This window comes from Roseobacter sp. YIN89, from assembly GCF_057219365.1.
This window is the reverse complement of sequence record NZ_JBXVVD010000004.1, coordinates 221,012-246,715: the sequence shown is the minus strand read 5'-3', so window position 1 is coordinate 246,715 and position 25,704 is coordinate 221,012. Positions and strand designations below refer to the sequence as shown.

Sequence of the window (25,704 nt, the reverse complement as noted above, 5' to 3'; positions counted from 1 at the left end):
TACAGCACTATTGGTATCTTGTGAGATAGGGGTTATCACCCCGCTATACGATATCAATGGCTGTGATTTTGCGATTTAGCTCCGATTATCACTGCTCCGGCACCAGAATTTCGCGTTTACCGACGTGGTTTGCCGCAGAAACCAGACCTTGGTCTTCCATCTGCTCCACAAGACGTGCGGCCTTGTTATAGCCAATTGCCAGTTTGCGCTGAATGTAGCTGGTTGAACACTTACGGTCCTTGATGACGACGGCAACTGCCTGATCATAAAGCGCGTCTTCGCCATCGGTGTTTCCACCGAGGCCCAAAACAGCATCAATGTTGCTTTCAGCATCTTCGGAGGGGCCTTCGACCACGCCGCTGACGTAATCAGGTTCGCCAAACGCCTTGAGATGGTTCACGATCTCTTCGACCTCTTCATCCGAGACGAAAGGACCGTGGCAGCGGGTAATCTTCGCACCCCCGGCCATGTACAGCATGTCGCCCATACCCAGCAGCTGTTCGGCGCCCATTTCACCAAGAATGGTGCGGCTGTCGATTTTTGACGTGACCTGGAAAGAGATCCGTGTCGGGAAGTTGGCCTTGATCGTACCGGTAATGACGTCAACCGACGGGCGCTGTGTCGCCATGATCAGGTGGATGCCCGACGCACGCGCCATCTGTGCCAGACGCTGGATGCAGGCTTCGATTTCTTTGCCCGCAACCATCATCAGGTCGGCCATCTCGTCAACGACCACGACAATGTAAGGCAGCGCGACCGGCGTGTTCTCTTCCGTCTCAAACACTGGTTCGCCTGTCTCGTCGTCAAATCCGGTTTGCACCGTCCGGGTGAACATCTCGCCTTTGGCCAAAGCTTCGCGGACCCGGCTATTGTACCCTTCAATGTTGCGCACACCCATCTTCGACATCTTGCGATAGCGTTCTTCCATCTCGCCGACGACCCATTTCAGGGCAACAACTGCCTTTTTAGGGTCTGTTACCACTGGCGACAAAAGGTGCGGAATTCCGTCATAGACACTGAGTTCCAGCATTTTAGGGTCGATCATGATCATCCGGCACTCTTCTGGTGTCAGCTTGTACAGGAGTGACAATATCATCGTGTTGATCGCGACCGATTTACCCGAGCCAGTTGTCCCCGCGATAAGCAGGTGCGGCATCTTTGCAAGGTTCGCGACCACCGGATCGCCCCCGATATCCTTGCCCAGAGCCAGCGGCAACCGCATGTTGCTGTCACCAAAATCTCGCGCTGACAAAATCTCGCGCAGCACAACTTTTTCACGGCTGTCATTAGGCAATTCGATACCGATCACGGACCGGCCCGGCACCGTAGAGACACGCGCGGACAGAGCGGCCATAGACCGCGCAATATCATCCGCCAGCCCGATCACGCGGCTCGCCTTGAGGCCGGGTGCAGGTTCCAGCTCATACATTGTGACAACGGGACCGGGGCGTACCGCAACGATCTCGCCCTTTACACCGTAGTCATCGAGCACCGACTCCAGCATGCGCGCATTTTCTTCCAGCGCTTCGTCGCTGAGCTGCAAACGCGGCACGTCGACCGGATTTTCCAACAAGTTTAGCGGTGGCAACTCAAAGCCCGGATGCGTGTCGTCAAACGACAGCGAAGGTTGCGCTTCGGCCTTTGCCTTTCTTGACGGTTGCGGCGCTTTGCGTTGCGGATTTTGAACCACGCGACGTGTTGGTTCTGCGATCGGCACCGAGGGTGCATCTATGGTATCGATGCGGTCATCCTCAAACGCATCGGCCTCAAACATCTCTGGCTCATCGATCGGTTGCAAAGATGCCGCTGGTGCAGCCTGCGCTGCGGTGAGAGGCGGTTCGGCGCGAGCGCCGCTGGTGTCCAGCACAAGCGGGTCGGGCCCGCGGCCACGGCCGCGCGTCAGGGGTGCGGTTTTGGGCACGTGAACAGCAGTGCTGCTGCGCACACGACTTTTGATGACATCGGCAATACGGGCCTTGATGCGTTCTTCACCGGGCACGTCGTCATATGGATCCGTAAACTCAGAAGCGACCAGTTCTTCTTCTGGCAAGGGTTCGGGACGCCGGACAAGGGAAGGCATGCGGGACAGCAGCCCGCTGCGTTTTTCTGGCGCCTCAGGTTCAAAGGCCGGTATGCCAGCAAGCGGCGCAACTTCGGTTTGCACCAGTGCGGCTTGCGCGGCTGCCGCGCGCGCTTCTTCACGCCGCTCAGCGCGACGGACAGACATATCCTGTGCCGCAGAAACCGCGCCTTGAGCACCACGCCCCAAGACAGACATGATAGCGGCATAGATCATCACCAGACCCAACAAAAGAAAACGCCCGATCCGCGCAAGCTCGGGCCGGGTAAAGCCCAACACAAACGCGCCAAAAGCGAGAATGCCAATCGCCATAAAGAGCGACATCAGCTTGACGGTCATTGTGGACCCAATGGGAAGCAGCGTCAGCAACGCGCCCATTACCGTGTCCCCAAACAAACCGCCAAGCCCAAAGCTGTGCGTGTCCAACCAGTTTCCGTCCGGGGTCAGCGTAGCGGCATAGATCGACCCCAGTGCGATGGCAATTGGCGCAAAGATCAGCCGCCCGATGGCACGCTCTTCACCGATGTGCAGGGCAAAGCGAAGCCCCCACGCGAGCAAAACGATCCCAAGACCCCAAGAGCCCCATCCCACAATCATAAACAACGGAGCAGCGATGGTTGCGCCCATACGCCCCATCCAGTTTTGCGTTGGCGCATCCGTGGCAACCATCCAGTTCGGATCATCCGGTGTGTAGCTGGCAATCATCGCGCACGCCATGATGCCCAAAGCTATCAGAAAAAGACCGAACAACTCTTTGCCGCGTTTTTCCATGGCCTCTGCCATGTTGCTGTCCAACAGTCTGTCGCGCCCGCGTGTCTGATATGCCATACTCTCTTACCCCTTGTTTTTATTGCGGATAAAGGCAGTCGCGGATCAATTCGATGCCGCGTACCGTTTCCGCCTTTGGGGCCACCATGGCGGCCCTAATATATCCTTGCCCCGGGTTTGACCCCTCGTAGTCCTGTGCCAGATAACCTCCGGGCAACACGCGCACGCCGGTTTCCCTCCAGAGCTTTACCGCAGCTTCTTCGTCGTTCTCGACCGGCAGCCAAAGAAAGAACCCAGCCTGAGGGCTCATATAACCCGGTACGTTGCCCAGAATTCGATCCGCTGCTTCGTATTTTTCGACATAGAGCGCACGGTTTTCCGTGACGTGGACTTCGTCGTTCCAAACAGCGGCAGACGCCATTTGCAATGGCAGCGGCAAAGGCGTACCTGCGTAGTTCCTCAGCTGCTTGATCTGCTCGATATTACCTGCGCCACTGGCAACAAACCCCGAACGCAAACCCGGCAGGTTCGAGCGTTTTGACAGTGAGTGAAAAATGACCACCCTGTCAGGATCAGCCCCCATCTCGTAGGCAACCTGCAATGCACCTACAGGCGGCGCGCCGCGGTAAATCTCAGAGTAGCATTCATCGGCAAAAACCCTGAAATCATAGCGTTCCGCCAAGTCGATCAGCCCCCGCCAATAGTCTGCGTCCGCTACTGCCCCCTGCGGGTTGGCAGGCGAGCAAATGTAGGCAGCAGTGGTACGGTTCAAGACGTCTTCAGGCAGACTTGCATAGTCGGGTAAATGGCCGGTGTCTGCGGTTGCAGGAACCATGATCGGATCAGCTGCCACGGAAAGCGCGGCAATCATATACACCTGATAAAACGGGTTTGGCATCAAAACCGCTGGACGAGCGCCGTTTTTAGTTTCCGGACACAGGGCCATGGCGGCATTGTACAGCCCCTCGCGCGTTCCATTCAGTGCCATAACTTGGCTTTCAGGATCAGCAGCAACCCCGTACCGGCGGTGCACAAAGCTGGCAATCGCTTGTTTCAGTTCCGTTGCGCCATCGTTCGGAGGGTATTTGTTAAAGCCTGCCGAATGCTCGGCAATTACGTCCATAACCCATTGAGGAAATTCGTGTTTTGGCTCGCCAATCGTCATGTGAATGGGCGCGCCACCGCCATCATTCACATCAAGCAAAGCGCGCAAACGCGGCCATGCATGCGCCGGAAGGTTCGAAAACCGCTCAGGATACACCATCAAAACTGCCTCAAGTCGGGATCGTTTTCGTCCCGTTACTGCTAAAGTACTCAAGCAGGCAGCGCGCGTCCACAAAAAGGCGTCGCTAAATCTTTACTTGTGGCTTTTAGGCCAACGCAGCTTCGACGGCAGCGCCCACGCGCAATAGCGCTTCTTCGCCGTGAGGTGTGCCCATCAGCATGAGGCCGCAACTGGGAGTCCCGGTTGGCAGGCTCAGAGCGCACAACCCCATCAGGTTTCCGATCCGCGTATTGCGAAGTGCGAGGAGGTTTTCTGTTACGTAGTAGTCGTGATCGCTGTTCAAACGTTCCAGATTTGGCGGAATCGTTGGCGCAGTCGGCAACAATACCGCGTCAAAGCCATTGGTCGCACGATCATAGGCTATGCGCGCCGCTTCCAACTGCGCCCATGCAGCGACGTAGTCAGGCGCGCTATGTTCTTTCCCCAGTCGGAAACGCGCCAGAATTTCGCTGTACATCGCGTCTGGGTTTGCTTCGATGACATCTCGCCACAGTCCGTAAGCCTCTGAAGTGTAAAGACACCCGCTCAAGGGCATTACGTTATCAATCTCGGGCACGTCGATCTCGCGGATGATGGCTCCAGCCTGGCTCAACCTGACCACGGCATCCTGAAAGGCCTTCATCGGTTCGGGCCTTACGTCTTCCAGTGCTGCCGTGCGCAGAACTGCAAAACGCTTTCCGGCTACCTTCGCTCCACGCAAATCGGCGACACGGCCCCCTTCAAGCGCGCCGAGCAAAAGGGCTGCATCTTCGACGGAACGGCACAATGGCCCAACGGTATCGAATTTCAAAGCCAACGGCACAACGCCTTCCAGACTGAGCCTGCCTGCCGTAGTTTTCAGGCCCACAAGATCATTCCACGCAGACGGGATACGCACAGAGCCCCCTGTATCAGAGCCGATCCCCGCAGCGGCCAGATCGAACGCCACAGACGTACCGGCACCTGACGAAGACCCGCCCGGAACCGCCGCATCGTCGTTTACGCAGGGGGGTGTCGCCGTGCTGGGATTATGCCCCAAGCCAGAGAAGGCCAGTTCGCTCATATGCGTTTTGCCCAGACAGACCAAACCGGCGGACGTCGCGTTGCGCAGCACCGCGGCGTCCTGATCGGGCACCCTGCCAGCGAGAAGCTTGGACCCGGCCTCGGTCGCGATGCCTTGTGTGTCAAACAGGTCTTTCCAACTGATTGGTACACCGTCCAGAACCGACAAGCGCTGACCCTGTTGCGCCCGCAAGGCAGCGGCTCTGGCTTCGGCAAGCGCTCGATCAGAAGTGACGCGGGCATATATGCGATCCGTCAGTGGATGGTTTTCGATCGCTTCCAAGTAGCATTGCGTCAAAGCGACCGGGTCAATTTCGCCCGCGCCGATCCCACGACCAAGATCGGCCGCTGTCATCTTGAGCCACTGGTGCATCTCAAATCCCTCAAATCTACCCTTGGGGAACGGTAGCGACGCAAGCACGCATGGACAATCCCCCCGGTTGAGCCATATTTCCCGCCATGGAATTCGATCATGACATCATCATCGTCGGTGGCGGCCTGAACGGGCCTATGCTTGGCCTCGCCTTATCCGGTGCTGGACACTCGGTTGCCGTGGTGGATGCCCTGCCGCGCGTACCGCGTACGAAAGCAGGCTTTGACGGCCGATCTTATGCCATGGCACTTACGTCCACGCGGTTGCTGCAGGGTTTGGGCATCTGGGACGAGCTCGCAGACAACGCGCAGCCGATGCTGGATATCAAAGTGACCGACGGGCGCGCCGGAGAAGGGCCGGCCCCATTCTTCATGCACTTTGACCATACAGAAATCGAAGAAGGCCCGATGGGGTATATGGTCGAAGACAGACACCTGCGCCCCGCTCTGATGGACGCGATGGACCGCAGTGAGCAGCTCACACAGATCAACGGCGACGCGGTTACGGGTCAGCAAGTTGACGCAACGGGGGTCACGGTGTCACTGGCCTCGGGCACAGAATTACGCTGCCGGTTGCTTGTCGGATGTGACGGTCGCGCGTCTCAGACGGCAACGCGCGCGGGCATCGCGCGCACGGGGTGGGAATACGGGCAGACCGCACTTGTCTGCGCTATCGAACACGAACTGCCCCACCACGGCGTCGCGCATCAGTTTTTCATGCCGCCCGGCCCGCTGGCCATTTTGCCCCTGACCGGCAACAGGTCTTCAATCGTATGGAGCGAAGCATCGCAAAACGCCGAAGACATCAACGCGATGTCCGATGACGACTATCTGGATGTATTGCGGCCGCGTTTTGGCAGTTTTCTGGGCCAGATATCTTTAACTGGAGCACGCTACAGCTATCCATTGTCGCTCTCTCTCGCGAATGCGCTTGTCGCAGACAGGGTCGCGCTAGTGGGCGATGCAGCGCACGGCATCCACCCAATCGCAGGACAGGGGCTCAACGCTGGCATCCGCGACATCGCAGCGCTGGCAGACGTTTTGACAGAGGCAAAGCGGCGGGGCGAAGACATTGGAACCACCGCGGTGCTGGACAGATACAGCACGTGGAGACGGTTCGACAATACGACCCTTGCCATTGCGACAGACACGTTCAACAGGCTGTTTTCAAATGACAATCCCATCCTTCGGGCAGTACGGGACATTGGCATGGGCGTTGTCGGCTCTTGGCCTGCTCTGCGCCGTGGGTTTATCCGGGAAGCAGCTGGATTGACTGGTGACTTGCCCCGGTTGCTCAAGGGGCAAAAGCCTTAGTCCAGAACACGCGCCTCATCGACCAGCATAACGGGAATACCGTTACGGATCGGATACGCCAGGTTCGCCGACTTTGAGACCAGTTCCTGTTTTTCCGCATCATAAGACAACAGGGTCTGGGTGCGCGGGCAAATCAGCGATTCAAGCATGCGGCGGTCAAAGGTAGGGGACACTTCTGTCACTGCATCATCTCTTTTTCACTGCCACCGCGCAGGTGATATTCCAAAAGTGTCACAAGCGTCTCCCGACGGGTCGGCAATGACGGCGCTTCGAGCAAAGCTTGTTTATCTTCGGGATCAAGATCAAGCATCATCGATAGCGAATTCAACAACAGCTCATCATCCGCATCCTTAAGCGTATCCCAGTCTGCCGACAATTCACGCGCATCAAAGTACCGTTCCAACAGTTTCAGAAAATCGCTTCGAACAAAGTCCGGGTCCTTTTCTTCAGGGCCAAGGTCCTGTTCGAACCCACCCCAAGCGACATCGCAACGACGGTAGGGCGCGAACCCTTCTATCTCTTTTATCATGCGAAACCGTGAGACGCCGCCAAGCGTGATCAGGTATCTCCCGTCTTCCGTTTCGGAAAACTGCGTGATGCGACCCGCACAGCCAATAGAGTGCAACCCGCTACTTTTGCGGCCGGGCACTTCATTGGGTTGGATCATTCCAATCAAACGGGTCGGCGTTTTCAGTGTATCTTCAATCATTTGAAGGTACCGCGGCTCAAAGATGTGCAAAGGCAGCCGTGCGCGCGGCAATAGCAGCGCACCGGGCAATGGGAAAATTGCGATCGTGTCAGGTAGCTCTGCGGCTTTTATCATAGTCAAAGACTTAGCCCGCGCGGCGCATCAGGCAAATATCATCGAACTCAGCTTGCGACGACCGTTCAGCATGATCGGATCATTTGGTTTAAGCGCCTCGAAAATAGTGAAAAGTTGCGCCTTCGCAGCGCCTTCATTCCATTCCCGGTCGCGGCGGAACAACTCAAGCAATTCATCGACCGCGGTTTCCACCTCACCAGCCGCATGAAGGGCCTGTGCCAGATCAAACCGCGCTTGGTGATCATCCGGATTGGCGCTAACCGCTGCCTTCAATTCATCCAGTGGGCCAGCTTTTTCAGCCTGACGCGCCAGTTCGAGTTGCGCAAAAGCCGCTTCCAGTTCAGGTGAATTCGAGATTTCCGCAGGCGCGCCATTCAGGATCGCTTCGGCCTGGTCTAACTCTCCCATGGCGATATGCGCCCGCACCATGCCGCCGTACGCCGGTGCATTGTTCGCGTCCTCGCCCAGAACGGCGGCGAACGTTTGCGCGGCATCGGCTGCTGCCCCTTCCGCCAACATTTCCTCGGCCGCTGCGACCGCATCTGCCAAACTATCGCCGGGCGCTTCGCCACCGGCGGCTTTCACCACACGATCGATAAACGCTTTGATCTCAGACGGCGGCACAGCACCCTGAAACCCGTCGACCGGCTGGCCCTTGTAAAACGCATAAACAGTCGGGATCGACTGAATTTGCAACTGGCCCGCGATCATCTGGGCTTCATCCACATTGACCTTGACCATCTTGACCGCGCCTTTGGCGCCGCGCACCGCATCTTCAAGCTGGGGGCCAAGGGTTTTGCATGGTCCGCACCAAGGCGCCCAGAAGTCGACAACCACTGGTACGGTTTGAGATGCTTCGACGACATCCGCCATGAAAGTGGCTTCGGTGGTGTCCTTGATCAGGTCTTCTGCGGCAGGTGCCGCACCGAGATTGAGATCCATCATCTGTCTTTAGTCCTTCTGATCACGCGTCTGGCCTTATATGGGAGGATTTTGAGTTTTTCAAAGGTCAAAGCGTGCAAAGACAGGCGCATGGTCGCTTGGTTTTTCCCAGCCCCGCGCCTCGCGCAGGATGCGGCTGTCATAACCTGCGTTTGCGATGTCCTTGCTGGCCCAGATGTGATCAAGCCGACGGCCTTTGTCTGCAATATCCCAGTCCCGCGCGCGGTATGACCACCAACTGTAAAGACGACCCTCTGGAATATCCTGTCGCGTCACATCTACCCAAGCGCCTGCATCCTGTGTTTGCGCCAGATGCTCGACCTCAATCGGCGTATGGCTTACGACCTTGAGCAGTTTTTTATGATCCCAGACGTCGTCTTCACGCGGGGCGATGTTCAAATCCCCGACGAGAATTGATTTCTTGGGTGCTTCCGAATGGAACCAGTCCCGCATCTCGGTCAGGTAATCCAGTTTCTGGCCAAATTTCTCATTTACCGATCGGTCGGCCACATCGCCACCTGCTGGTACATAAAAGTTGTGGATCGTCACCCCGTTTTCCAACTGACCGGCAATGTGGCGCGCATGTCCGAGGCTGGCAAAGTCCTTCGCCGCCACTTCTTTGATAGGCAGTTTCGAAAGAATCGCGACACCGTTGTAACCCTTTTGCCCGCGCGCAACCAAGTGCTGATAGCCAGCGGCGGCAAAAGCTTCCAAAGGGATTTTTTCGACGGGGCTTTTGCACTCTTGCAAACACAGCACGTCGGGGCCTTGCTCTGCCAACAGTTTCAGAACGATCGCTTCGCGCAACCGAACCGAATTTATGTTCCAGGTGGCAAGGGTAAAACTCATCGCTGCTCTCCGCTTTTCGTAGTGGCGGGACGATACGCGCCTGATCGCCCGTGCACCATGGCAGAAACACAATCCGGAGCGATTTCCCTCAGTCCAAAACAAAAAAAGGGCCGGGCACGAAGCCCGGCCAAGTCCAACAGGGAGGTGCATGCCATTACCCGGGCATGCGGCGGGAACTCTTTAGCCCTACATGAAATCAACTAAGGCGTTTTTGATCTGCATCAAGCCAATTGAAACTTGTCAGGCCATAAGACGGTAACCGCCTGATTCGGTCACAAGAAGGCGCGCATTTGACGGTTCTGGTTCAATTTTTTGACGAAGGCGGTAAATGTGCGTCTCTAGCGTGTGGGTTGTCACACCGGCATTGTATCCCCAAACCTCGTGCAGCAGCACGTCGCGCGGCACCACACCTTCGGTAGAGCGATAGAGGAATTTCAGAATATTCGTCTCTTTTTCGGTAAGGCGAATTTTCTTGTCGTCCTCGGTTACCAGCATCTTCATCGACGGTTTGAACGTATAAGGTCCAAGTTGGAAAACTGCGTCCTCGGACTGCTCATGCTGGCGCAACTGCGCCCGAATACGGGCGAGCAGGACAGGAAATTTGAACGGTTTGCTCACGTAGTCGTTGGCTCCAGCGTCGAGACCGAGAATAGTATCGGCATCGCTGTCGTGACCGGTCAGCATCAGGATCGGGCTTTTGACGCCTTGCTTGCGCATCAGGCGGCATAGCTCGCGCCCGTCAGTATCCGGCAATCCAACATCAAGTATGACAAGATCGTAGATCGCTTCTTTGGCGCGGACCATCGCATCGGCACCATTAGCGGCTTCGAAAACATCAAAGTCTTCGGTCATGATGAGCTGTTCGCTAAGCGCATCACGCAAATCATCATCGTCATCGACCAAAAGAATTTTTTTCAGTTGTCCCATCGAAACTCTCCGCTTTGGTTCACCTATAAGTGTGTTCTTGTACGAAATCTCTCAAGGATCAGGTCATTGTTCTCACGCCCTCGTGTTAGCGCAGGGGAATTTGTTTCAATTCCCGTACATTTCGCCTAGATGTGAGCCGTAATCTTGTAGGTTTTGTTACATCATGACTTTCTCTCCGGATCACTCAGAACTCGTCGCGCGCGCGCGAGCAGACCTGCGCATGGGAGTGCCAGTCGTGCTGAGAGGACCACAAGATATCGTATTTGCAGCAGTTGAAACGCTCTCTCCCGAGCGGTTGAGCGCTCTGCGAAACGTCAAAGCCAAATTGGTTTTGTCAATTACCAGATGGCGCGCTGAAACCCTGAAAGCACGGGCATATGACGGCGATCTGGCGCGGATTCTGGTCCCATCGGATGCTGACCTGAGTTGGCTTCAAAGCATAGCCGATCCGGCAGGCGACCTGCGCCACCCCATGAAGGGACCGTTGGCGTGTGAGCGCGACGGGGACGCGCGCCCGATGCGCGCAGCGATCCAGATTGCCAAAGCCGCGAGGCTTTTACCTGCTGTTGTTTCAGTTGCTGTGTCTGATGCCAAAGACTTTGCAAAAGCACACGACCTTGTTTGCCTGTCGCTGGCTGACACAGAAAAGGTGTTGGCCGCGCGAAACGAGATGGAACCGGTCATACACGCACGCCTGCCGATGGCAGTATCAGAGGCCGGAAGGCTTCATGTCTTTCGCCCGTCTGATGGCGCAGAAGAGCATTATGCAATCGAAATTGGCAGGCCGAACCGGTCAGAACCTGTTTTGGCTCGCTTACACTCGGCGTGCTTTACCGGAGATTTGCTCGGCTCGCTAAAGTGCGACTGCGGGCCACAACTCAGGGCAGCGATGGCGCAAATGGCTCAGGAGGGCGCAGGCATCCTTTTGTATCTCAATCAAGAAGGGCGTGGCATTGGCTTGGCCAACAAGATGCGTGCCTATTCGTTGCAGGATCAGGGTTTTGATACGGTCGAGGCCAATCACCGACTAGGTTTCGAAGACGACGAACGTGACTTTCGCTTGGGCGCGGACATCCTGACATCCCTCGGTGTCGATCAGGTCAGATTGATGACCAACAATCCGCGCAAGGTCGACATGATGAATGCCTGCGGCGTTACTGTCACTGAAAGAGTGCCCCTGCTGGTTGGCGAGAACCCGCACAATCGGGATTATCTCGCGACCAAGCGAGCAAAGTCGGGCCACCTTGAATGACCCGCGATGATCTCGTTCTGACGCCAAAAGGTGTGCGTTTTCAGGGGCATACTTATCCATGCACCATTGGAAAAACCGGTGTTTCCCGACGTAAGCAGGAAGGAGACGGCGCGACACCACAAGGCACGCACCGCATTGTCGGTATGCTCTACCGACCGGACCGGATCGCGCGGCCGGCGGAGTGGGCGCTGCCCATTGGGCCCGGCGACCTGTGGTCTGATGATGTGAACTCGGACGATTACAACATGATGGTGCGTGCGCCGTATCCGTTCAGTCATGAGAAACTGCGCCGCGCCGACCCGCTCTATGATCTGGTGATTTTGACCGACTGGAACTGGCCTTACGCGGTCAAGGGGCGGGGTTCAGCCATTTTCATCCACCAATTCCGGCGACCGGGCTACCCGACAGAGGGGTGCATCGCGCTGTCTCGTGCACATTTACGAGCCATCGCCGCGCGGATCACATACCGGACGCGCCTGATTGTCCCGTAACACTCAGGCCTGCTGCACCCGCGCGCCAAAAATAGCAGAGCCGACGCGCACATGCGTGGCACCGAGCGAGATTGCGGTGTCAAAGTCGCTGCTCATTCCCATGCTGATCCCCTTCAGACCGTTGCGCGCAGCGATCTTGGCCAACAGCGCAAAGTGCAAAGATGGTTCCTCATCAATCGGGGGAATACACATCAGGCCGCGGACGGGTAGGTCCATCGCAACGCTTTCCTTGATAAAACTGTCAGCATCCGCGGGCAGCACACCGGCCTTTTGCGGCTCTTCGCCCGTGTTGATCTGAATAAAGAGGTCCGGACACGCCCCTGTTTCCTGAGCCAGCCGCGCAAATGTCTTGGCCAGCTTTGGTCTGTCGAGGGTGTGAATTGACTGAAACAGCTCGAACGCCTGTCGTGCCTTGTTCGTTTGCAAGGGTCCGATCAGGTGCAAATCGATGTCTGAATAAGTTTCGCGAAACATCGGCCATTTCCCAGCGGCCTCCTGAACGCGATTTTCGCCAAAGCAGCGATGCCCCTGAGACAAAACATGCTCGACCCGGTCGTTTGGCTGCACTTTGGACACCGCGATCAGCGACACCGAGCCGCCAGCGCGGCCTGCATCCGCCTCCGCCTGTGCGATCCGTTCCTTGATATCCGACAGTGCCATGCGTTTCTCCGTCTTGGTGTCCGTTTATAAATAAGCGCTTTGGCAATAAGAAAAGGGGCGGACCAAAGGCCCGCCCCAAATTCAGCGTGATATTTTCAACTATTAGAAGTTGAAGATAACACCGAGGTCAGCAACTGCGTCACCGGAGCTGTTTTCGCCGATACCGCCGCGGAGGGATACGCCGCCGCCGAGGCTGTGACGAACACCGATACCGTAAGCTGTGTCGTCGCCATCAAAGCCGTTGTCGGAAACTGCTGCGATGATTTCTGTAGACGCACCGACTGGAACCAGGATGGACGCACCATAGGATGTGTCGTCTTGATTGTCGCTGTCAGCAACCAACAGGGAGAAGCCAACGGAGCCGATTGTGCCGCCGAAGGACGCTGCCCAGAAGTCGTTGTCGCCAACGTTGTTAAGGCCGCTTGAGTCGTCTTCGTTACCGAAGGCGATGCCTGCGGAGTAGTTGCCGAAGTTGTAGCCAGCACCAATCTGCCACTCTTCACGAGAGTCGGACCAGCTGTTCGAAGTGTAAGAGGCCGCAACTGTGAAGTCACCCGCGGAGTAGCGACCTTTGAGGGTCGGAGGTACGTTGCCGCCGTTGCCGAAGCCGGAAGCTGGCAGGCCAAAGCCGGACGACTGCTCGATGAACGATGTCAGACCAACGCCATAGCCGTAGTAGTCAACAACGTCGCCAGAGTCGATGACGTCGGATGTGTTACCAACGTCCAGACGGAAGCCGCCTGCTTGTACGTTGAATTCAGGAGCGCCGATTGTGCCTGCGCCGCCGTTGCCGTATGTTGGGTTAGGCGTGGATGGTGCCACACCTGCAGTACCGTTTTCGTCAGATTGAAGACGGATACGTGCGCCAAACTCAACACCGCCGTCTGTTGTGGCGGAGCCAACGATGTTCAGACGGAAACGCTGTTCTACGCGAGTGCTGTCTGCACCGGCTACGTCGTTTTCCTGATAGTACAGACCGAAACGGCCGAAGCCGTTGAATGTGATGTCCGCTGCTGCCATGCCGCCTGTGGCGACGAGCATTGTGGACGCGAGAAGAACTTTTTTCATGTCGTTGTCCCTAAGGTTCATAAGTTTCCTAGAATGTCGTGCACCCCAGGTGTGATCGTCTAATGTCTCACAACCGGACCAATCTCAAGCATCGTCGTTTGGTGTGGCCGGGATTTCAGGAATATGGTGCTTTGATGTCACACTGTAAAACGTCGAAGGGCGGCATCAGCAAAGTGGCTACAGCTTGCGACGACATGTTTTCTGCTTTAAGCCAAGCGTAAGCAGCTTTCATACGGGTTTCCGATGGCGTTAAACACTCTAAAATCAATCATCGTCGGGGTAGCGACAGCCGCATTGCTTTCGGCTTGTGGCACACAGCCGACGGCAACTTCAGGTGCAGCCCCACGAAATGGTGAAACCAGCCAAGCGGATCTCGCGCGGAACTCGACCGGTACCACGATTTGGGAAGCATTCGGCGCAAGCCGCAACGCCGAGCGCACTGTAAACGTAAACAAGTACCTGTGGGCGGCGTCGTTCGAGGTGCTTGATTTCCTTCCGGTGGAATCGGTCGACCCGTTTTCGGGAATTATCCTGACCGGTTACGGGACGCCGCCGGGCAGCGGGCGCGCCTATCGGGCGACGATCCTGATTGATGACCCCGCTTTGGATGCGCGTGCCTTGAATGTGTCGTTGCAAACCCGCAACGGCCCTGCGAGCGCATCCGCTGTCCGTGCGGTGGAAAATGCCATACTGAGCCGCGCACGGCAGTTGCGCATAGCAGACGACAGGCTGTAAAACCACGCCCGCAAGGGCATTTAGAATTCCAGCGCCGGGCCTTGCGTGTTGACCAGACACAGCACCCGGCGCTCTTACGTTAAAAGGACGCAGTGATGACGCGTTACACTCCCGCCGAGATCGAAGCACGCTGGCAAGAGGCTTGGTCACACAACGAGATCTTCAAAGCGACCCGTAGTGCAGACAAGCCGAAATACTACGTGCTTGAGATGTTTCCCTACCCTTCCGGGCGCATCCATATGGGTCACGTACGAAACTACACGATGGGCGACGTCATCGCGCGGTATAAGATGGCAACCGGGCATAACGTGCTGCACCCAATGGGATGGGATGCCTTCGGAATGCCTGCCGAAAACGCTGCTATGGCGATTGGCGGCCATCCAAAGGACTGGACGTATGGCAACATCAAGGACATGCGCGACCAGATGAAGCCGCTTGGCCTGTCGATAGACTGGTCTCGCGAATTCGCCACCTGTGATCCGGAGTATTACGGCCAGCAGCAGGCTCTCTTTCTCGACTTTCTCGAAAAAGGCTTGGTGTACCGCAAGAACGCCGTGGTGAACTGGGACCCGGTCGACATGACTGTTCTGGCCAACGAGCAGGTTGAACAGGGGCGCGGCTGGCGGTCTGGCGCGTTGGTTGAGCGGCGCGAACTGACGCAGTGGTTCTTCAAGATTTCAGACTATTCCGAAGAGTTGCTTGCCGCGCTCGATACATTGGAGAACTGGCCTGCCAAAGTCCGGCTGATGCAGGAAAACTGGATCGGCAAGTCACGCGGCCTGCAGTTCGCGTTTTCAACCATCGATGCACCTGACGGGCATGACCGGATCGAAGTCTACACGACAAGGCCTGACACACTGATGGGGGCATCCTTTATCGGCATCAGCCCAGATCACCCACTGGCCAAACTACTGGAGCGGGATGACGAGAACATAGCTGCATTCTGCGCCGAGTGCCGTAAAGGCGGCACCACCGAAGAGGCTATCGAAACAGCGGAAAAACTGGGATATGACACCGGCATCAAAGTGCGGCATCCGTTTGATACTGCACACGAACTGCCGGTCTATATCGCAAATTTCATCCTCATGGATTACGGCACAGGCGCGATTTTCGGCTGCCCCGCCCACGATGCCCGTGACTGGGAATTCGCGACAAAATACGACCTGCCGATCTTATCGACCTTTTTGCCATCGCAGGACGCAGACGAAGTCCTGCCAGAGCCATTTGTGCCGCCAAAGACGGAAAAAGTGTTTTATAACAGGGGCTTTTCCGGAAATCCGCATCAGACGGGCCTGCAGGCCATCGACGCTGCCATTGATTTCTGTGAAGCGAACGGGATTGGTCAGGGTGTCACCAAGTACCGCCTGCGCGATTGGGGCCTCAGCCGCCAGCGCTATTGGGGCTGCCCGATACCGGTAGTGCACTGCGACGATTGTGGGGTGGTGCCTGAAAAGAAAGAAAACCTGCCGATCGAGCTACCGTATGATGTGAGCTTTGATGTCCCCGGCAACCCACTGAACCGGCACGCGACATGGCGCGATACACAGTGCCCCGATTGCGGCAAACCAGCGTTGCGGGAAACGGACACCATGGACACATTCGTGGACAGCTCGTGGTATTTTGCACGCTTCACCGCGCCTCGTGCCGACACGCCCACCGTGATGGAAGACGCCTCATACTGGATGAACGTCGATCAGTATATTGGCGGCATCGAGCACGCAATTCTGCACCTGCTCTACTCGCGCTTCTTTGCCCGAGCGATGCATATCTGCGGGCATCTGCCGGAATCAGCCTGTGAGCCATTTGATGCGCTCTTCACCCAAGGCATGGTCACCCATGAAATTTACCAGACCCGCGATGACAAAGGCCGCCCCGTCTACCACCTGCCGGAGGACGTGACGGAAGGCAAACTCTCCGACGGCACCGAGGTCGAAATCATCCCATCGGCCAAAATGTCCAAGTCCAAGAAAAATGTGGTCGATCCGATCAACATCATCTCTGCCTACGGCGCGGATACTGCACGCTGGTTCGTCCTGTCAGACAGCCCGCCGGAACGCGATGTTGAATGGACAGCAGCAGGCGCAGAAGCCGCCTTCAAGCATCTGTCACGGGTCTGGAACCTGTGCGACCGGATTGGCAAGATGGACAAGGACGCATCCGGCAACGGGGACGACGGACTGTTACGAGCGATGCATGTCTGTATTCACGACGTTACCATGGGGATCGAATCCTTTGGGTTTAACGCTGCGATTGCAAAGCTTTATGCTTTCACCGCCACGCTACAGAAATCCAAAGCGAGTTACCCGGCACAACGCACGGCGATCATGACACTGGCACAACTGATGTCACCTATGACACCGCATCTGTCGGAAGACATCTGGGCACATCAAGGCGGCGAGGGCCTCGTCGCGACGGCTGCTTGGCCGAAGGCCGATGAAGCAATGCTGGTGTCTGATACGATCACATTGCCGATACAGGTCAACGGCAAGCGGCGCGCAGAGATCAATGTGCCTGCCGATATGGGTAAGGATGAGGTTGAAAAGATGGCGCTACAGCACGATGCTGTTGTCAGAACCTTGGACGGTGCTGCGCCGAAAAAGGTGATTGTGGTGCCTGGACGGATTGTGAATGTCGTTGTTTAAGCGCGCATTTCTTACGATAGCACTGCTGGCCGTGGCCGCCTGCGGCTTTACCCCCGTCTACGGCACCGGTGGATCGGGCAGCGCACTGCAAAACAGCATCGAAGTCATCGAACCAGCCGACCGCGATGCGTTTCTTGTCACACGGCGTCTGGAAGAGCGGCTGGGCCGTTCCTCTGACCCTGCGTACAAGCTCACGCTAAGCGTCGCTACGGCAGAAGAAGACCTTGCCGTTGACCGTGAGGGTGACACTGCACGTTTCAACCTTCTGGGACAGGCGGATTATGCACTCGTCGACCAAAGCACTGGTCAGACGGTTGTCTCTGGCCGAGTGGACAATTTTACCAGCTATTCAACCACGGGCACCACTGTTGCAACGCTGGCAGCACAAAGGGACGCACAGCAACGCCTGATGATACTGCTCGCAGATATGATCGTTGTACGTCTGCTCAGCGCCGATCTGACATGAAGTTATCGACCCGCGAGGCTAATGGATATTTTGCCAAGCCGGATGAAGCCAAAACCGGTTTGCTGATCTATGGATCCGATGCAATGCGAGTCGCGCTCAAACGACAGCAGGTACTGGCTGCGCTTTTGGGAAAAGGCGCCGAAGAAGAAATGCGCCTGACGCGCATAAATGGTGCTGACCTTCGCAAGGACCCCGCCCTGCTGGTAGATGCAATCAAAGCTGTGGGGTTCTTCCCCGGGCCACGGGCTGCATTTGTGGAAGAGGCCAACGAAAATACCGCGCCGTCAATCCTCGCGGCGCTGGAAGACTGGCAACCCGGCGATGCCCAAATCATTGTAACGGCAGGACAGCTCAAGCCGACATCCAAACTACGCAAGGCATTCGAAAGCCACCCGAATGCCTACGCTGCAGGCATATATGACAACCCGCCCACGCGCGACGAGATAGAAACGGCGCTGCGTGACGCCGACCTCTCTGTGCCGATGGGAGATGTGATGGCCGCACTGAATGACCTCGCACAGGCCATAGACCCCGGCGATTTCAGGCAGACCATCGAAAAGCTGTCTCTTTACAAACTCAATGATCCCGATCCGGTTTCAATCGAAGATGTTATGGCCTGTGCTCCTACTTCCACGGAGGCTGACGTAGACGACGTATTGATGGTTGTCGCAGAGGCGAAAGTCCGCGAAATCGGGCCAATGATGCAAAAGCTCGTCGCTCAAGGCGCAAATCCGGTGACACTGTGTATCGGTGCGATGCGCCACTTCCGCGCGCTACACCGCGCGGCAAGCGACACGTCAGGTCGCCCAACGATTTTTGGTCCGTACCGCGACCGAATGCTGGCGCAATCTCGAAATTGGGGACCGGCCAAGCTGGAAACGGCACTGGGCGTATTAACCGACACCGATTTGCAATTGCGCTCTGCAGGGCAGCATGCGCCAGCGATGGCTCTGGTTGAAAGGGCATTCATCCGCCTGGCCATGTTGGCGGCGCGCTAGCCGCCTTCGAACAGCGCCCGCACTTCAGCAGCTGTCATCTGGTGCGTCTTTTGCGCAAAACTATAGCCATTTGGTTTTTCGTCGATGTAAAGCTCACTCGTCACAGGAATGCCGGACGCATCGTCGAGCGCTCCAATGCCAAGATGATAACGGCCCTGATATGGCCCATCCGCAGTCACCCGGTACCACAAGCTGCTGCCGCACGTCGCACAAAACGCACGTTCCGCCCAAGGAGATGATGTATACACTCGCAACCCGTCATCAGCCTCAAGCGTCAGACCGTCCGACGGCACCTCTACAGCGACGTAGATGCCACCGGTCCAATGCCTGCACATTTCACAATGGCAGGCCCCTGCGCTTTTTGGCTTCTCGACGAGCGTGAAGCGCACAGCACCACACATGCAACGACCCTTTAACGGCATTGGCCCTTCCCCTTTTCGCAACGTGAGTGATTGCGCCCGATTTCTGCGCGTGTCACTGTTTTCAAACGAGGTCGAAAAGGATCATAAGCGATGTACACGGTAATTGGCGCAACAAAATCACGAGCGATGCGCGTTCTTTGGGCGCTGGAGGAAATCGGTGCCCCGTATAATCATGTTCCTGCTGCGCCACGCTCGGAAGAAGCGATCAAGTATAATCCTTCTGGCAAAATACCGGCACTGATCGATGGTGATCACGTGCTCACCGATTCAATGGCGATTATTACTTACCTCGCAGACAAACACGGTGCATTGACAGCGCCAGCCGGCACGCCCGAGCGCGCACGTCAGGATGCAATGACCTTTTGGCTGATAGATGAGTTCGATGCGGTTTTATGGACCGCGGCAAAGCACAAATTCGTCTTGCCCGAAGAAATGCGGATCCCAGAGCTCATTTCGATAACAAAGGAAGAGTTCAGTCTGAACGCGCAACGGCTGAGTGACCAATTAGAAGGCCCCTATTTGATGGGTGATCAGATGACCATCCCTGATATCTTGGCCTGCCATTGTCTGAACTGGGCTATCGGCGCCAAATTTCCGCGGACCGACGAAAAATTGTTTAACTACGGAAAATCATTGCGGGAACGGCCCGCATTTCAGGCCGCAGCATCCAGATAAGCCAATGCACCATTTGCGGCATGTCGGCCTGTCGCCAGACACGCGGTGATCAGATAGCCCCCCGTTGGCGCATCCCACGCCAGCATCTCACCCGCACAAAACACACCCGGCCGGGCCTTCAACATCAAGCCATCTGTAAGCGCGCCAAAGGAAACGCCGCCCGAAGTTGAAATAGCTTCATCCATGGGGCGCAACTTGATTTCAGTCATCCCAAGGCTCTTTACTTGTCTTACCCAGTTTTCGCGGTTGCGCAGGCTGGTATCGGTCATCTCAAAAAAGAGGGCGACCTTTGCCGGCGGCAACCTCAACGAATTCTTGAGCCAATGAGCGAGGCGCAGCTTTGCTGGCTTTCTCGCGAGGTCATTTTCCAGATCGGCCACAGATCGATCTGGGACAAGGTCAACCCTGAGTTCTTCGCCGTGACGCAGCGCAGGGGTTAAAGAATAAACGCCGCCACCCTCCAGTCCGCGTGCAGAGATCGTCGCCTCCCCGCGCGAGACCTGTGTACCGGCCCGCCATTCCACAGCTTTGATCGCAGAACCGAAATGCGGCGTCATGTGCGGTGTCCAGTCAATCGCGAGGCCCACATTACTGGGCGCAAACGGTTCCACCGCGACACCGGCGCGATCCAGCGTTTTCATCCACTGCCCATCAGAACCCAACCTCGACCAGCTTGCGCCCCCCAGAGCCAGTATCGTCACATCTGCATCGAAATTCTCTTGCCCGGTCGGGGTGTCAAAGACTGCCGCCCCATCTGACCAACCCTGCCAGCGCCAACGCGTTTTGCGGTCGACCCCAAGGTCGTCAAGTCTTGCCAGCCACGCACGCATCAGGGGCGACGCTTTCATAGCTTTGGGAAATACCCGCCCCGACGAACCCGTAAACAGCTCCTGACCCAAGCTGCACGCCCATCGTTGTACCGCCTCTGCATCAAATGTCCGAAGGATTGGCGAAAGTACCTCGCAGCCCTCTGAATAGCGCGACGCAAACACATCTAGTGGCTCGTCCATCGTCAGATTGAGACCGGATTTACCCGCCATCAGAAACTTGCGGCCAAGTGATGGCTTGGCGTCACACACGCTCACAGCAACCCCCGACTGCGCCAACACCTCGGCGGCCATCAACCCGGCAGGACCGCCGCCGATTACCAACGCGCGCGACGTCACGCGTCAGCCTGTGGCAGCCCGCCCTTGAGTTCGACGACACGTTGAGGATACGGAATTTCGATGTCGTGTTCTTTCAATGCATTCCAGATCAAAAAGAGCACGTCTGAGGTGTATTTATTTGGCCCATCGTCCAACCCGTTCACCCAGAACTCAACGGCAAAATCAATGCCGCTATCGCCAAACCCTCGTAATTCGCAGTCAGGGGGATAGGGCGCATCAAGCACGTCGGGATGAGTGGCGACAGCAGCTTCGATAATACCCGGCACCAGATTGATATCTGTGTCGTAACTCACAGAAAACGGGGCCTCATATCGGTTGGCGGAACCGGAATCAGAAAAATTGGTGACGCGCGTTGTGATGAAGTCTTCGTTGGGCACAACGATCCAGCGCCCGTCAAAGGTTTCCAGAATTGCAGCACGTGCTGTCATCTTCACGATCTGCCCGGATTCGCCGCCGTCCAATTCGACAAAGTCGCCCACAGTCGCCTGACCTTCGATCAAAAGGATCACGCCGGAGATGAAGTTGGACGCGATCTTTTGCAGACCAAAACCCAAGCCAACGCCAATCGCACCGCCGATCACAGCGAGTGCGGACAGGTTGATGCCCATGATGTTCAGCAAGAGAAGAAAGGCGATGCCAAAGATCCCAAACTCCACCACCTTGGCCATTAACTGGCGCATTGACGGGCGCATATCTTTCTGCGCTTCGATGAACTCGGCAGACTGACGGTTTGACCATCCGCCCAACCAGAAAAGAACGCCGCCGGCGATCACGCCGCGCACAAGGCTCATCACCGAAAACGTGATATTGCCCAGACTGACGGTCATCTCATTGAGTTCGGTTGCAACCTCATCCAGCAACCCAAGCGCATAGATTGCCGCAATTGGCAGCAGCACATATTTACCAAGCAGCTTTAGAAGCGGGTCAGTTAGGATTTCGCGAACGAAGATGCGTGCCGCGAGGAACAGGAAAACCCGCTTGCCAAATGCGATGACGGCACCGCTGTCAAAAATCGAGCGCACAACGCTTTCACCAATCGCGGTAAAGACATACGCCAAAAGCGGCAAAAGTAACGGCAGGCCAAGCAGTGTAGTCCGGCGGACCTTGGCCAGAAACGTATCGGCGCTTTCGTCAGGTGTGAGAAACCGACGCAGTGTCCCTCGCAAGCGCGCGGCCAAGACTAGCGCCAAAAGATAGGCGACAACGAGCAATGCAAACTGTGACCAAGCTGCAGGGCTTAACAGCCACGATCGCCCAACTTCCAGCACCTGCAAACCATAGGCGGCCGCCTGCTGTACAATTTCCGGCTGGCTCGAAAGGTCAAACTCCACGTCGCGCCCCCTCTTTAATCACTGCGTAGCCCCGCTAGGTTCTGATCTATGTCCACACCACAGAGCAAGCCCGATGTCGATACCTGAGTGCCCCTTGTGCGGCCGCCCTATCCCACCGGACGTCAAGCAGAGCCTGCATCACCTGATCCCAAAACTCAAAGGCGGGAAAGGGGGAGAAACGGTGTTGTTGCATCACATCTGTCATCGCGAAATTCACGCAACGCTCACCGAGGCAGAGTTGGCGCGCGACTACAACACTGTGGATGCATTGCGCGCGCATCCAAGGCTGTCAAAGTTCGTCACATGGGTCCGCAAGCGGCCTCCGGGGTTTATGTCAAAGGTGCCGGGCGGACGCCGAAAACGTTAACCGCCACGGCACAAGTCTTTGATACCACGGGCCACATTTCCCGGAGCGCCCACCGTGGCTTTGACAAGCTCCTGCGCCGTGACCAGCAAGTCTTCGGGTTGGACGATGCGCTCGATCAGCCCCATCATGAGCGCCTCATCCGCTGTAATCTTTTGTGCCCCCATAAGGATCAGCTTGGCGCGGGCCGGTCCGACAAGTGCGGCCAGACGGCCGGGATCGCTTGGCTGGGGCATAAAGCCAAGCTTCATGACCGGATAAAAAAACTTTGCGGTCGGAACGGCGATCCGCACATCGCAGGCCAAGGCCATACCAAAAGCACCGCCCGCCAATGTTCCGTTCAGTGCCGCCACGGAAAACCCTTGCAATGATGCAATCGCCGCGGACAATTCTTCCCACAAAGGGGAGACGGCAAGCCCGGCCTTGGCCGCCTCAAGATCTGCACCGGCGCTAAATACGCTCCCGCGACCGGTCAGGATGACGGCACGCGCCTTGCGCGCAGCCTGCATGTGGCGCACCAATTCGCTCAACATGTCTTCGGTCAGGGCGTTTGCCTTGTCAGGGCGGTCCAGCGTAACCGACCAGACACCTTCGTCATCGCGAACAACCCGGATCATATCAAGCCTACCTTTTGGCGAATATCCTCTTGTCGCAGCGATATCTCTTTGCCGCACCAGTCATCCGCCTCTGGGCTGCACATCCACAAAAGCGCGCGTGCAGGCCAGTCCGCAGGTATGTGAACATCCCAGTCAAGCTGGCTGACTGGGTTAACTCCACTGGCCTTGATCTCTTTTTGCATCTGCGTGGCAACAGTACCGGGCGACAACCCCATTGCACGGATCCCGTTCGCGGCTTCTTCTTTGTCGAGGCATTGGGTTAGCATATGAACCCCGGCTTTGGAGGCGCAATAATGGCTCCACGCTTCGATCGGGTTATGTGCAGCGCCGCTGCTGATGGTCAGAACAGATCCACCGCCTGCCGCTTTCATGATCGGCAACACAGCGCGCATCCCGTAGAAAACACCTTTGAGATTCACGTCGATGACATCAGCCCAGCCGTCAGGATCGGCAGAGGTCAGATGCGAGATGGGCTCGATGGCGCCAGCATTGTTGATTAAGACGTCAACGCCGCCAAATGCTTCGACAGTGGCATCAACCGCGGCCGCAACATCAGCATACCGCGCTACGTTACACGGGATGGCAACGGCCTTCTCACCGATCTCGCCTGCCAAATCCGCAATAGCTGTCTGGGAACGTGCCAATAATGCGACGTTCGCTCCGGCAGCCGCGAACACACGCCCCGCCTCTGCGCCAATGCCACGGCTTGCGCCCGTGATCATTACCGTTTTACCCGTCATATCCATCAATGAAACCTCCGCTCACGCTGATATGACCATGGATAGTGCGGCGATACCTGAGGGTCCACCCCGCAACCTCTTGACCATCTTAAGGTCATGGCAGACGATGCACGCTGTAAGCGTTACAAAGGATCTCCACATGATGCGTCTCACCTTCGCAACTCCTGCGGTTCTCGCCATTTTCGCGGCTCCGGTCGCTTGGGCGGATTTAACCGCCGAGGAGGTCTGGAAAGACTGGCAATCGAATTTTACCAGCTTCGGATACACCTATTCGGCCAACGAAGAGCGATCCGGCAATCAACTGACCCTGACAAACTTGATTGTGTCGAGCACATCGCCCGAAAACGACGGATCGGCGCAAATCGCTCTTGATCGCATCGTGCTGACAGAGCAGTCCGATGGCAGCGTATCTGTTTCACTGCCTGCGGTTTCGCCCTTGGTCATGACATCGGACACCGAAACAGGCGGCCTAGCAACGGTGAAAATGAACGTGGCACAGGATGGGTTGCGCATCACGGCCACAGGCACACCTGCAAATCTGCAATACGCATATACCGCCAACAGAATGGCGATCACGTCGACCGAGATCGAAATGGACGGCCAGATTCTGCCAGCAGACACAAACAATTTCGAAGCCCGCTTAGATGAGCTATCCGGCACCAGCAACATTCTGCTGGATACGATGCGGCGAAACGCCCAATCATTGGAAGCTGCTGAATTTGAATACAATTTCAGCATCGGCGAGCCGGACAGCTCGGAACAGGTTGATTTGACAGGCGGAGCGGCCAATCTGCAATTCAATGGCACATCAGCGTCACCGCTGGAGGTAGTGCAGGCTGAAAACATGTCGTCCATGCTGGACGCGGGTTTCGCAGTAGACGGGATGTTTACCTTTCAAGACGGTAAATCCCAAATTACCGCTGTTGGTGAAGAAGAGCGGTTTGCAGGCTCATTCACATCGACATCCGGTGATCTGAAAGTGACGATGGGTGAAAGTGGCCTGACCTACGCCATTTCACAGAACGCGCTGAACGCTCAAATCGCTGCTGATGGCATCCCGGTTCCTGTGGAGTTTTCGGTTGGTGAGGCGGGTGTAGACCTGAAAATGCCCCTGCGAAAATCAGAGACGGCACAAGACTTCGGACTTGGGTTGCGGCTTGACGGCTTTGCCATGTCAGACATTCTCTGGGGTCTTTTCGATCCGGCAGCGCAGTTGCCCCGTGATCCAGCAACGGTAATTGCCGAAATTGCAGGCAAGGGGCGGCTGCTCTTTGATTTCCTCGATCCCGAGGCCGCCAGCCTGTCTGGCAATCCCGATATCACCCCGGCAGAAGTAGAAAGTGTCGACATTAACCGGGTACAGATTTCTGTGGCCGGCGCAGATCTGACAGGGAATGGGGCATTCCGTTTTGATAACTCCGCAGGCGGTGCACCACGACCGGTCGGTGGCGTTGATTTGATGCTGGTGGGTGGCAATGCGTTGCTGGACAAGCTGGTCGCGATCGGCATCGTGCCGCAGGAACAGGCAACAGGGGTACGTATGATGATGGGGCTTCTTGCGGTTCCCGGCGCGGCACCTGACACACTGAACTCCCGCATTGAAATTAACGACCAGGGCCATATCTCGGCAAACGGCCAGCGTATCCAGTAAGGCGCGAAACGCGGTCAAATCCGCC

The 25,704-nt window shown here is 56.7% G+C and carries 25 protein-coding genes; 10 read left to right on the top strand and 15 right to left on the bottom strand.

Features of this window, described 5'->3' with window-relative positions; translation table 11 throughout:
• Nucleotides 1–88 precede the first annotated feature (88 nt).
• From AC2D8V_RS17115 to AC2D8V_RS17105, 3 genes are all read right to left on the bottom strand, one after another.
• Nucleotides 89–2,908: a DNA translocase FtsK gene (locus AC2D8V_RS17115; RefSeq protein ID WP_484734807.1), complete on the bottom strand. Its 2,820-nt coding sequence runs from the start codon at nucleotides 2,906–2,908 to the stop codon at nucleotides 89–91.
• Nucleotides 2,909–2,927: 19 nt separating this feature from the next.
• A complete protein-coding gene (locus AC2D8V_RS17110; protein ID WP_484734806.1) occupies nucleotides 2,928–4,112 on the bottom strand; it encodes an aminotransferase class I/II-fold pyridoxal phosphate-dependent enzyme in 1,185 nt (394 codons plus the stop codon).
• A 106-nt stretch (nucleotides 4,113–4,218) separates the two neighbouring features.
• Entirely contained in the window at nucleotides 4,219–5,547 is a 1,329-nt protein-coding gene (locus AC2D8V_RS17105; protein WP_484734805.1) for an amidase, read from the bottom strand.
• A gap of 86 nt (nucleotides 5,548–5,633) precedes the next feature.
• On the opposite strand from AC2D8V_RS17105, the gene AC2D8V_RS17100 reads away from it, so the two are divergent.
• Nucleotides 5,634–6,860, top strand: a complete 1,227-nt coding sequence (locus AC2D8V_RS17100) for an FAD-dependent monooxygenase (protein ID WP_484734804.1) — start codon at nucleotides 5,634–5,636, stop codon at nucleotides 6,858–6,860.
• On the opposite strand, the gene AC2D8V_RS17095 is transcribed toward AC2D8V_RS17100, so the two are convergent.
• The 5 genes from AC2D8V_RS17095 to AC2D8V_RS17075 all read right to left on the bottom strand — a co-directional run bounded on the left by AC2D8V_RS17095 (nucleotide 6,857) and on the right by AC2D8V_RS17075 (nucleotide 10,401).
• Nucleotides 6,857–7,009 carry a Trm112 family protein gene (locus AC2D8V_RS17095; protein ID WP_484734803.1) on the bottom strand — a complete coding sequence of 51 codons (153 nt, stop codon included), beginning with the start codon at nucleotides 7,007–7,009 and terminating at the stop codon, nucleotides 6,857–6,859. The genes AC2D8V_RS17100 and AC2D8V_RS17095 overlap by 4 nt on opposite strands.
• A gap of 29 nt (nucleotides 7,010–7,038) precedes the next feature.
• Complete coding sequence (locus AC2D8V_RS17090; protein ID WP_484734802.1) at nucleotides 7,039–7,683, bottom strand: LON peptidase substrate-binding domain-containing protein; 645 nt, start codon at nucleotides 7,681–7,683, stop codon at nucleotides 7,039–7,041.
• A gap of 27 nt (nucleotides 7,684–7,710) precedes the next feature.
• On the bottom strand, nucleotides 7,711–8,628 hold the full coding sequence (locus AC2D8V_RS17085; RefSeq protein ID WP_484734801.1) for a tetratricopeptide repeat protein: 918 nt from the start codon (nucleotides 8,626–8,628) through the stop codon (nucleotides 7,711–7,713).
• A gap of 57 nt (nucleotides 8,629–8,685) precedes the next feature.
• Nucleotides 8,686–9,474 (bottom strand): exodeoxyribonuclease III, encoded by a 789-nt coding sequence (locus tag AC2D8V_RS17080; protein ID WP_484734800.1) that lies wholly within the window; start codon nucleotides 9,472–9,474, stop codon nucleotides 8,686–8,688.
• Between the two features lie 240 nt (nucleotides 9,475–9,714).
• Nucleotides 9,715–10,401 (bottom strand): response regulator transcription factor, encoded by a 687-nt coding sequence (locus tag AC2D8V_RS17075; protein ID WP_484734799.1) that lies wholly within the window; start codon nucleotides 10,399–10,401, stop codon nucleotides 9,715–9,717.
• Nucleotides 10,402–10,564: 163 nt separating this feature from the next.
• Between AC2D8V_RS17075 and ribA the strand changes: the two genes are divergently transcribed.
• Nucleotides 10,565–11,653: a GTP cyclohydrolase II gene (gene ribA / locus AC2D8V_RS17070; protein ID WP_484734798.1), complete on the top strand. Its 1,089-nt coding sequence runs from the start codon at nucleotides 10,565–10,567 to the stop codon at nucleotides 11,651–11,653.
• Entirely contained in the window at nucleotides 11,650–12,144 is a 495-nt protein-coding gene (locus AC2D8V_RS17065) for a L,D-transpeptidase family protein (protein ID WP_484734797.1), read from the top strand. Before ribA ends, AC2D8V_RS17065 begins: the two co-directional genes overlap by 4 nt.
• A 3-nt stretch (nucleotides 12,145–12,147) precedes the next feature.
• Here the strand turns inward: AC2D8V_RS17065 and AC2D8V_RS17060 are convergent, their stop codons facing one another.
• Together AC2D8V_RS17060 and AC2D8V_RS17055 are read right to left on the bottom strand one after the other, a co-directional pair.
• Nucleotides 12,148–12,804, bottom strand: a complete 657-nt coding sequence (locus tag AC2D8V_RS17060; RefSeq protein ID WP_484734796.1) for a YggS family pyridoxal phosphate-dependent enzyme — start codon at nucleotides 12,802–12,804, stop codon at nucleotides 12,148–12,150.
• Between the two features lie 102 nt (nucleotides 12,805–12,906).
• The gene (locus tag AC2D8V_RS17055; RefSeq protein ID WP_484734795.1) at nucleotides 12,907–13,872 is read right to left on the bottom strand and encodes a porin; all 966 of its coding nucleotides are present in this window, start codon (nucleotides 13,870–13,872) and stop codon (nucleotides 12,907–12,909) included.
• A gap of 243 nt (nucleotides 13,873–14,115) precedes the next feature.
• On the opposite strand from AC2D8V_RS17055, the gene AC2D8V_RS17050 reads away from it, so the two are divergent.
• The 4 genes from AC2D8V_RS17050 (at nucleotide 14,116) to holA (ending at nucleotide 18,713) form a co-directional block, all read left to right on the top strand.
• Nucleotides 14,116–14,607: a DUF3576 domain-containing protein gene (locus AC2D8V_RS17050; RefSeq protein ID WP_484734794.1), complete on the top strand. Its 492-nt coding sequence runs from the start codon at nucleotides 14,116–14,118 to the stop codon at nucleotides 14,605–14,607.
• Nucleotides 14,608–14,702: 95 nt separating this feature from the next.
• Entirely contained in the window at nucleotides 14,703–17,249 is a 2,547-nt protein-coding gene (gene leuS, locus AC2D8V_RS17045; protein ID WP_484734793.1) for a leucine--tRNA ligase, read from the top strand.
• Nucleotides 17,236–17,715, top strand: a complete 480-nt coding sequence (gene lptE / locus AC2D8V_RS17040) for an LPS assembly lipoprotein LptE (RefSeq protein ID WP_484734792.1) — start codon at nucleotides 17,236–17,238, stop codon at nucleotides 17,713–17,715. Before leuS ends, lptE begins: the two co-directional genes overlap by 14 nt.
• Nucleotides 17,712–18,713, top strand: coding sequence for a DNA polymerase III subunit delta (gene holA / locus AC2D8V_RS17035; RefSeq protein ID WP_484734791.1), 1,002 nt, complete (start codon nucleotides 17,712–17,714; stop codon nucleotides 18,711–18,713). The genes lptE and holA overlap by 4 nt, the downstream gene beginning before the upstream one ends.
• Here the strand turns inward: holA and AC2D8V_RS17030 are convergent.
• Entirely contained in the window at nucleotides 18,710–19,135 is a 426-nt protein-coding gene (locus AC2D8V_RS17030; protein WP_484734790.1) for a GFA family protein, read from the bottom strand. The two genes, holA and AC2D8V_RS17030, sit on opposite strands and share 4 nt — an antisense overlap.
• Nucleotides 19,136–19,225: 90 nt before the next feature.
• On the opposite strand from AC2D8V_RS17030, the gene AC2D8V_RS17025 reads away from it, so the two are divergent.
• Nucleotides 19,226–19,810: a glutathione S-transferase family protein gene (locus AC2D8V_RS17025; protein ID WP_484734789.1), complete on the top strand. Its 585-nt coding sequence runs from the start codon at nucleotides 19,226–19,228 to the stop codon at nucleotides 19,808–19,810.
• Here AC2D8V_RS17025 and AC2D8V_RS17020 read toward each other — a convergent pair.
• Nucleotides 19,789–20,976 (bottom strand): TIGR03862 family flavoprotein, encoded by a 1,188-nt coding sequence (locus AC2D8V_RS17020; RefSeq protein WP_484734788.1) that lies wholly within the window; start codon nucleotides 20,974–20,976, stop codon nucleotides 19,789–19,791. The genes AC2D8V_RS17025 and AC2D8V_RS17020 overlap by 22 nt on opposite strands.
• Nucleotides 20,973–22,307, bottom strand: coding sequence for a mechanosensitive ion channel family protein (locus tag AC2D8V_RS17015; RefSeq protein WP_484734787.1), 1,335 nt, complete (start codon nucleotides 22,305–22,307; stop codon nucleotides 20,973–20,975). The genes AC2D8V_RS17020 and AC2D8V_RS17015 overlap by 4 nt, the downstream gene beginning before the upstream one ends.
• A 73-nt stretch (nucleotides 22,308–22,380) precedes the next feature.
• On the opposite strand from AC2D8V_RS17015, the gene AC2D8V_RS17010 reads away from it, so the two are divergent.
• Nucleotides 22,381–22,674 carry an HNH endonuclease family protein gene (locus AC2D8V_RS17010; protein WP_484734786.1) on the top strand — a complete coding sequence of 98 codons (294 nt, stop codon included), beginning with the start codon at nucleotides 22,381–22,383 and terminating at the stop codon, nucleotides 22,672–22,674.
• Here AC2D8V_RS17010 and AC2D8V_RS17005 read toward each other — a convergent pair.
• Nucleotides 22,671–23,288, bottom strand: coding sequence for an enoyl-CoA hydratase/isomerase family protein (locus AC2D8V_RS17005; protein WP_484734785.1), 618 nt, complete (start codon nucleotides 23,286–23,288; stop codon nucleotides 22,671–22,673). The genes AC2D8V_RS17010 and AC2D8V_RS17005 overlap by 4 nt on opposite strands.
• Nucleotides 23,285–24,034, bottom strand: a complete 750-nt coding sequence (locus AC2D8V_RS17000) for an SDR family oxidoreductase (protein ID WP_484734784.1) — start codon at nucleotides 24,032–24,034, stop codon at nucleotides 23,285–23,287. Before AC2D8V_RS17000 ends, AC2D8V_RS17005 begins: the two co-directional genes overlap by 4 nt.
• Nucleotides 24,035–24,167: 133 nt before the next feature.
• Between AC2D8V_RS17000 and AC2D8V_RS16995 the strand changes: the two genes are divergently transcribed.
• Nucleotides 24,168–25,679, top strand: coding sequence for a DUF2125 domain-containing protein (locus tag AC2D8V_RS16995; protein ID WP_484734783.1), 1,512 nt, complete (start codon nucleotides 24,168–24,170; stop codon nucleotides 25,677–25,679).
• The last annotated feature ends 25 nt before the right edge of the window (nucleotides 25,680–25,704 follow it).

Bases quoted from the DNA above. Each gene is read 5' to 3' on its own strand.
- AC2D8V_RS17065 (WP_484734797.1), top strand. From the start codon at position 11,650: ATGACCCGCGATGATCTCGTTCTGACGCCAAAAGGTGTGCGTTTTCAG.
- AC2D8V_RS17010 (WP_484734786.1), top strand. From the start codon at position 22,381: ATGTCGATACCTGAGTGCCCCTTGTGCGGCCGCCCTATCCCACCGGAC.
- lptE (WP_484734792.1), top strand. From the start codon at position 17,236: ATGTCGTTGTTTAAGCGCGCATTTCTTACGATAGCACTGCTGGCCGTG.
- AC2D8V_RS17085 (WP_484734801.1), bottom strand. From the start codon at position 8,628: ATGATGGATCTCAATCTCGGTGCGGCACCTGCCGCAGAAGACCTGATC.
- AC2D8V_RS17025 (WP_484734789.1), top strand. From the start codon at position 19,226: ATGTACACGGTAATTGGCGCAACAAAATCACGAGCGATGCGCGTTCTT.
- AC2D8V_RS17110 (WP_484734806.1), bottom strand. From the start codon at position 4,112: ATGGTGTATCCTGAGCGGTTTTCGAACCTTCCGGCGCATGCATGGCCG.
- AC2D8V_RS17115 (WP_484734807.1), bottom strand. From the start codon at position 2,908: ATGGCATATCAGACACGCGGGCGCGACAGACTGTTGGACAGCAACATG.
- leuS (WP_484734793.1), top strand. From the start codon at position 14,703: ATGACGCGTTACACTCCCGCCGAGATCGAAGCACGCTGGCAAGAGGCT.
- AC2D8V_RS17100 (WP_484734804.1), top strand. From the start codon at position 5,634: ATGGAATTCGATCATGACATCATCATCGTCGGTGGCGGCCTGAACGGG.
- ribA (WP_484734798.1), top strand. From the start codon at position 10,565: ATGACTTTCTCTCCGGATCACTCAGAACTCGTCGCGCGCGCGCGAGCA.
- AC2D8V_RS17075 (WP_484734799.1), bottom strand. From the start codon at position 10,401: ATGGGACAACTGAAAAAAATTCTTTTGGTCGATGACGATGATGATTTG.
- AC2D8V_RS17105 (WP_484734805.1), bottom strand. From the start codon at position 5,547: ATGCACCAGTGGCTCAAGATGACAGCGGCCGATCTTGGTCGTGGGATC.
- AC2D8V_RS17005 (WP_484734785.1), bottom strand. From the start codon at position 23,288: ATGATCCGGGTTGTTCGCGATGACGAAGGTGTCTGGTCGGTTACGCTG.
- AC2D8V_RS17095 (WP_484734803.1), bottom strand. From the start codon at position 7,009: ATGCTTGAATCGCTGATTTGCCCGCGCACCCAGACCCTGTTGTCTTAT.
- AC2D8V_RS17080 (WP_484734800.1), bottom strand. From the start codon at position 9,474: ATGAGTTTTACCCTTGCCACCTGGAACATAAATTCGGTTCGGTTGCGC.
- holA (WP_484734791.1), top strand. From the start codon at position 17,712: ATGAAGTTATCGACCCGCGAGGCTAATGGATATTTTGCCAAGCCGGAT.
- AC2D8V_RS17030 (WP_484734790.1), bottom strand. From the start codon at position 19,135: ATGCCGTTAAAGGGTCGTTGCATGTGTGGTGCTGTGCGCTTCACGCTC.
- AC2D8V_RS17090 (WP_484734802.1), bottom strand. From the start codon at position 7,683: ATGATAAAAGCCGCAGAGCTACCTGACACGATCGCAATTTTCCCATTG.
- AC2D8V_RS17000 (WP_484734784.1), bottom strand. From the start codon at position 24,034: ATGGATATGACGGGTAAAACGGTAATGATCACGGGCGCAAGCCGTGGC.
- AC2D8V_RS16995 (WP_484734783.1), top strand. From the start codon at position 24,168: ATGATGCGTCTCACCTTCGCAACTCCTGCGGTTCTCGCCATTTTCGCG.
- AC2D8V_RS17055 (WP_484734795.1), bottom strand. From the start codon at position 13,872: ATGAAAAAAGTTCTTCTCGCGTCCACAATGCTCGTCGCCACAGGCGGC.
- AC2D8V_RS17060 (WP_484734796.1), bottom strand. From the start codon at position 12,804: ATGGCACTGTCGGATATCAAGGAACGGATCGCACAGGCGGAGGCGGAT.
- AC2D8V_RS17050 (WP_484734794.1), top strand. From the start codon at position 14,116: ATGGCGTTAAACACTCTAAAATCAATCATCGTCGGGGTAGCGACAGCC.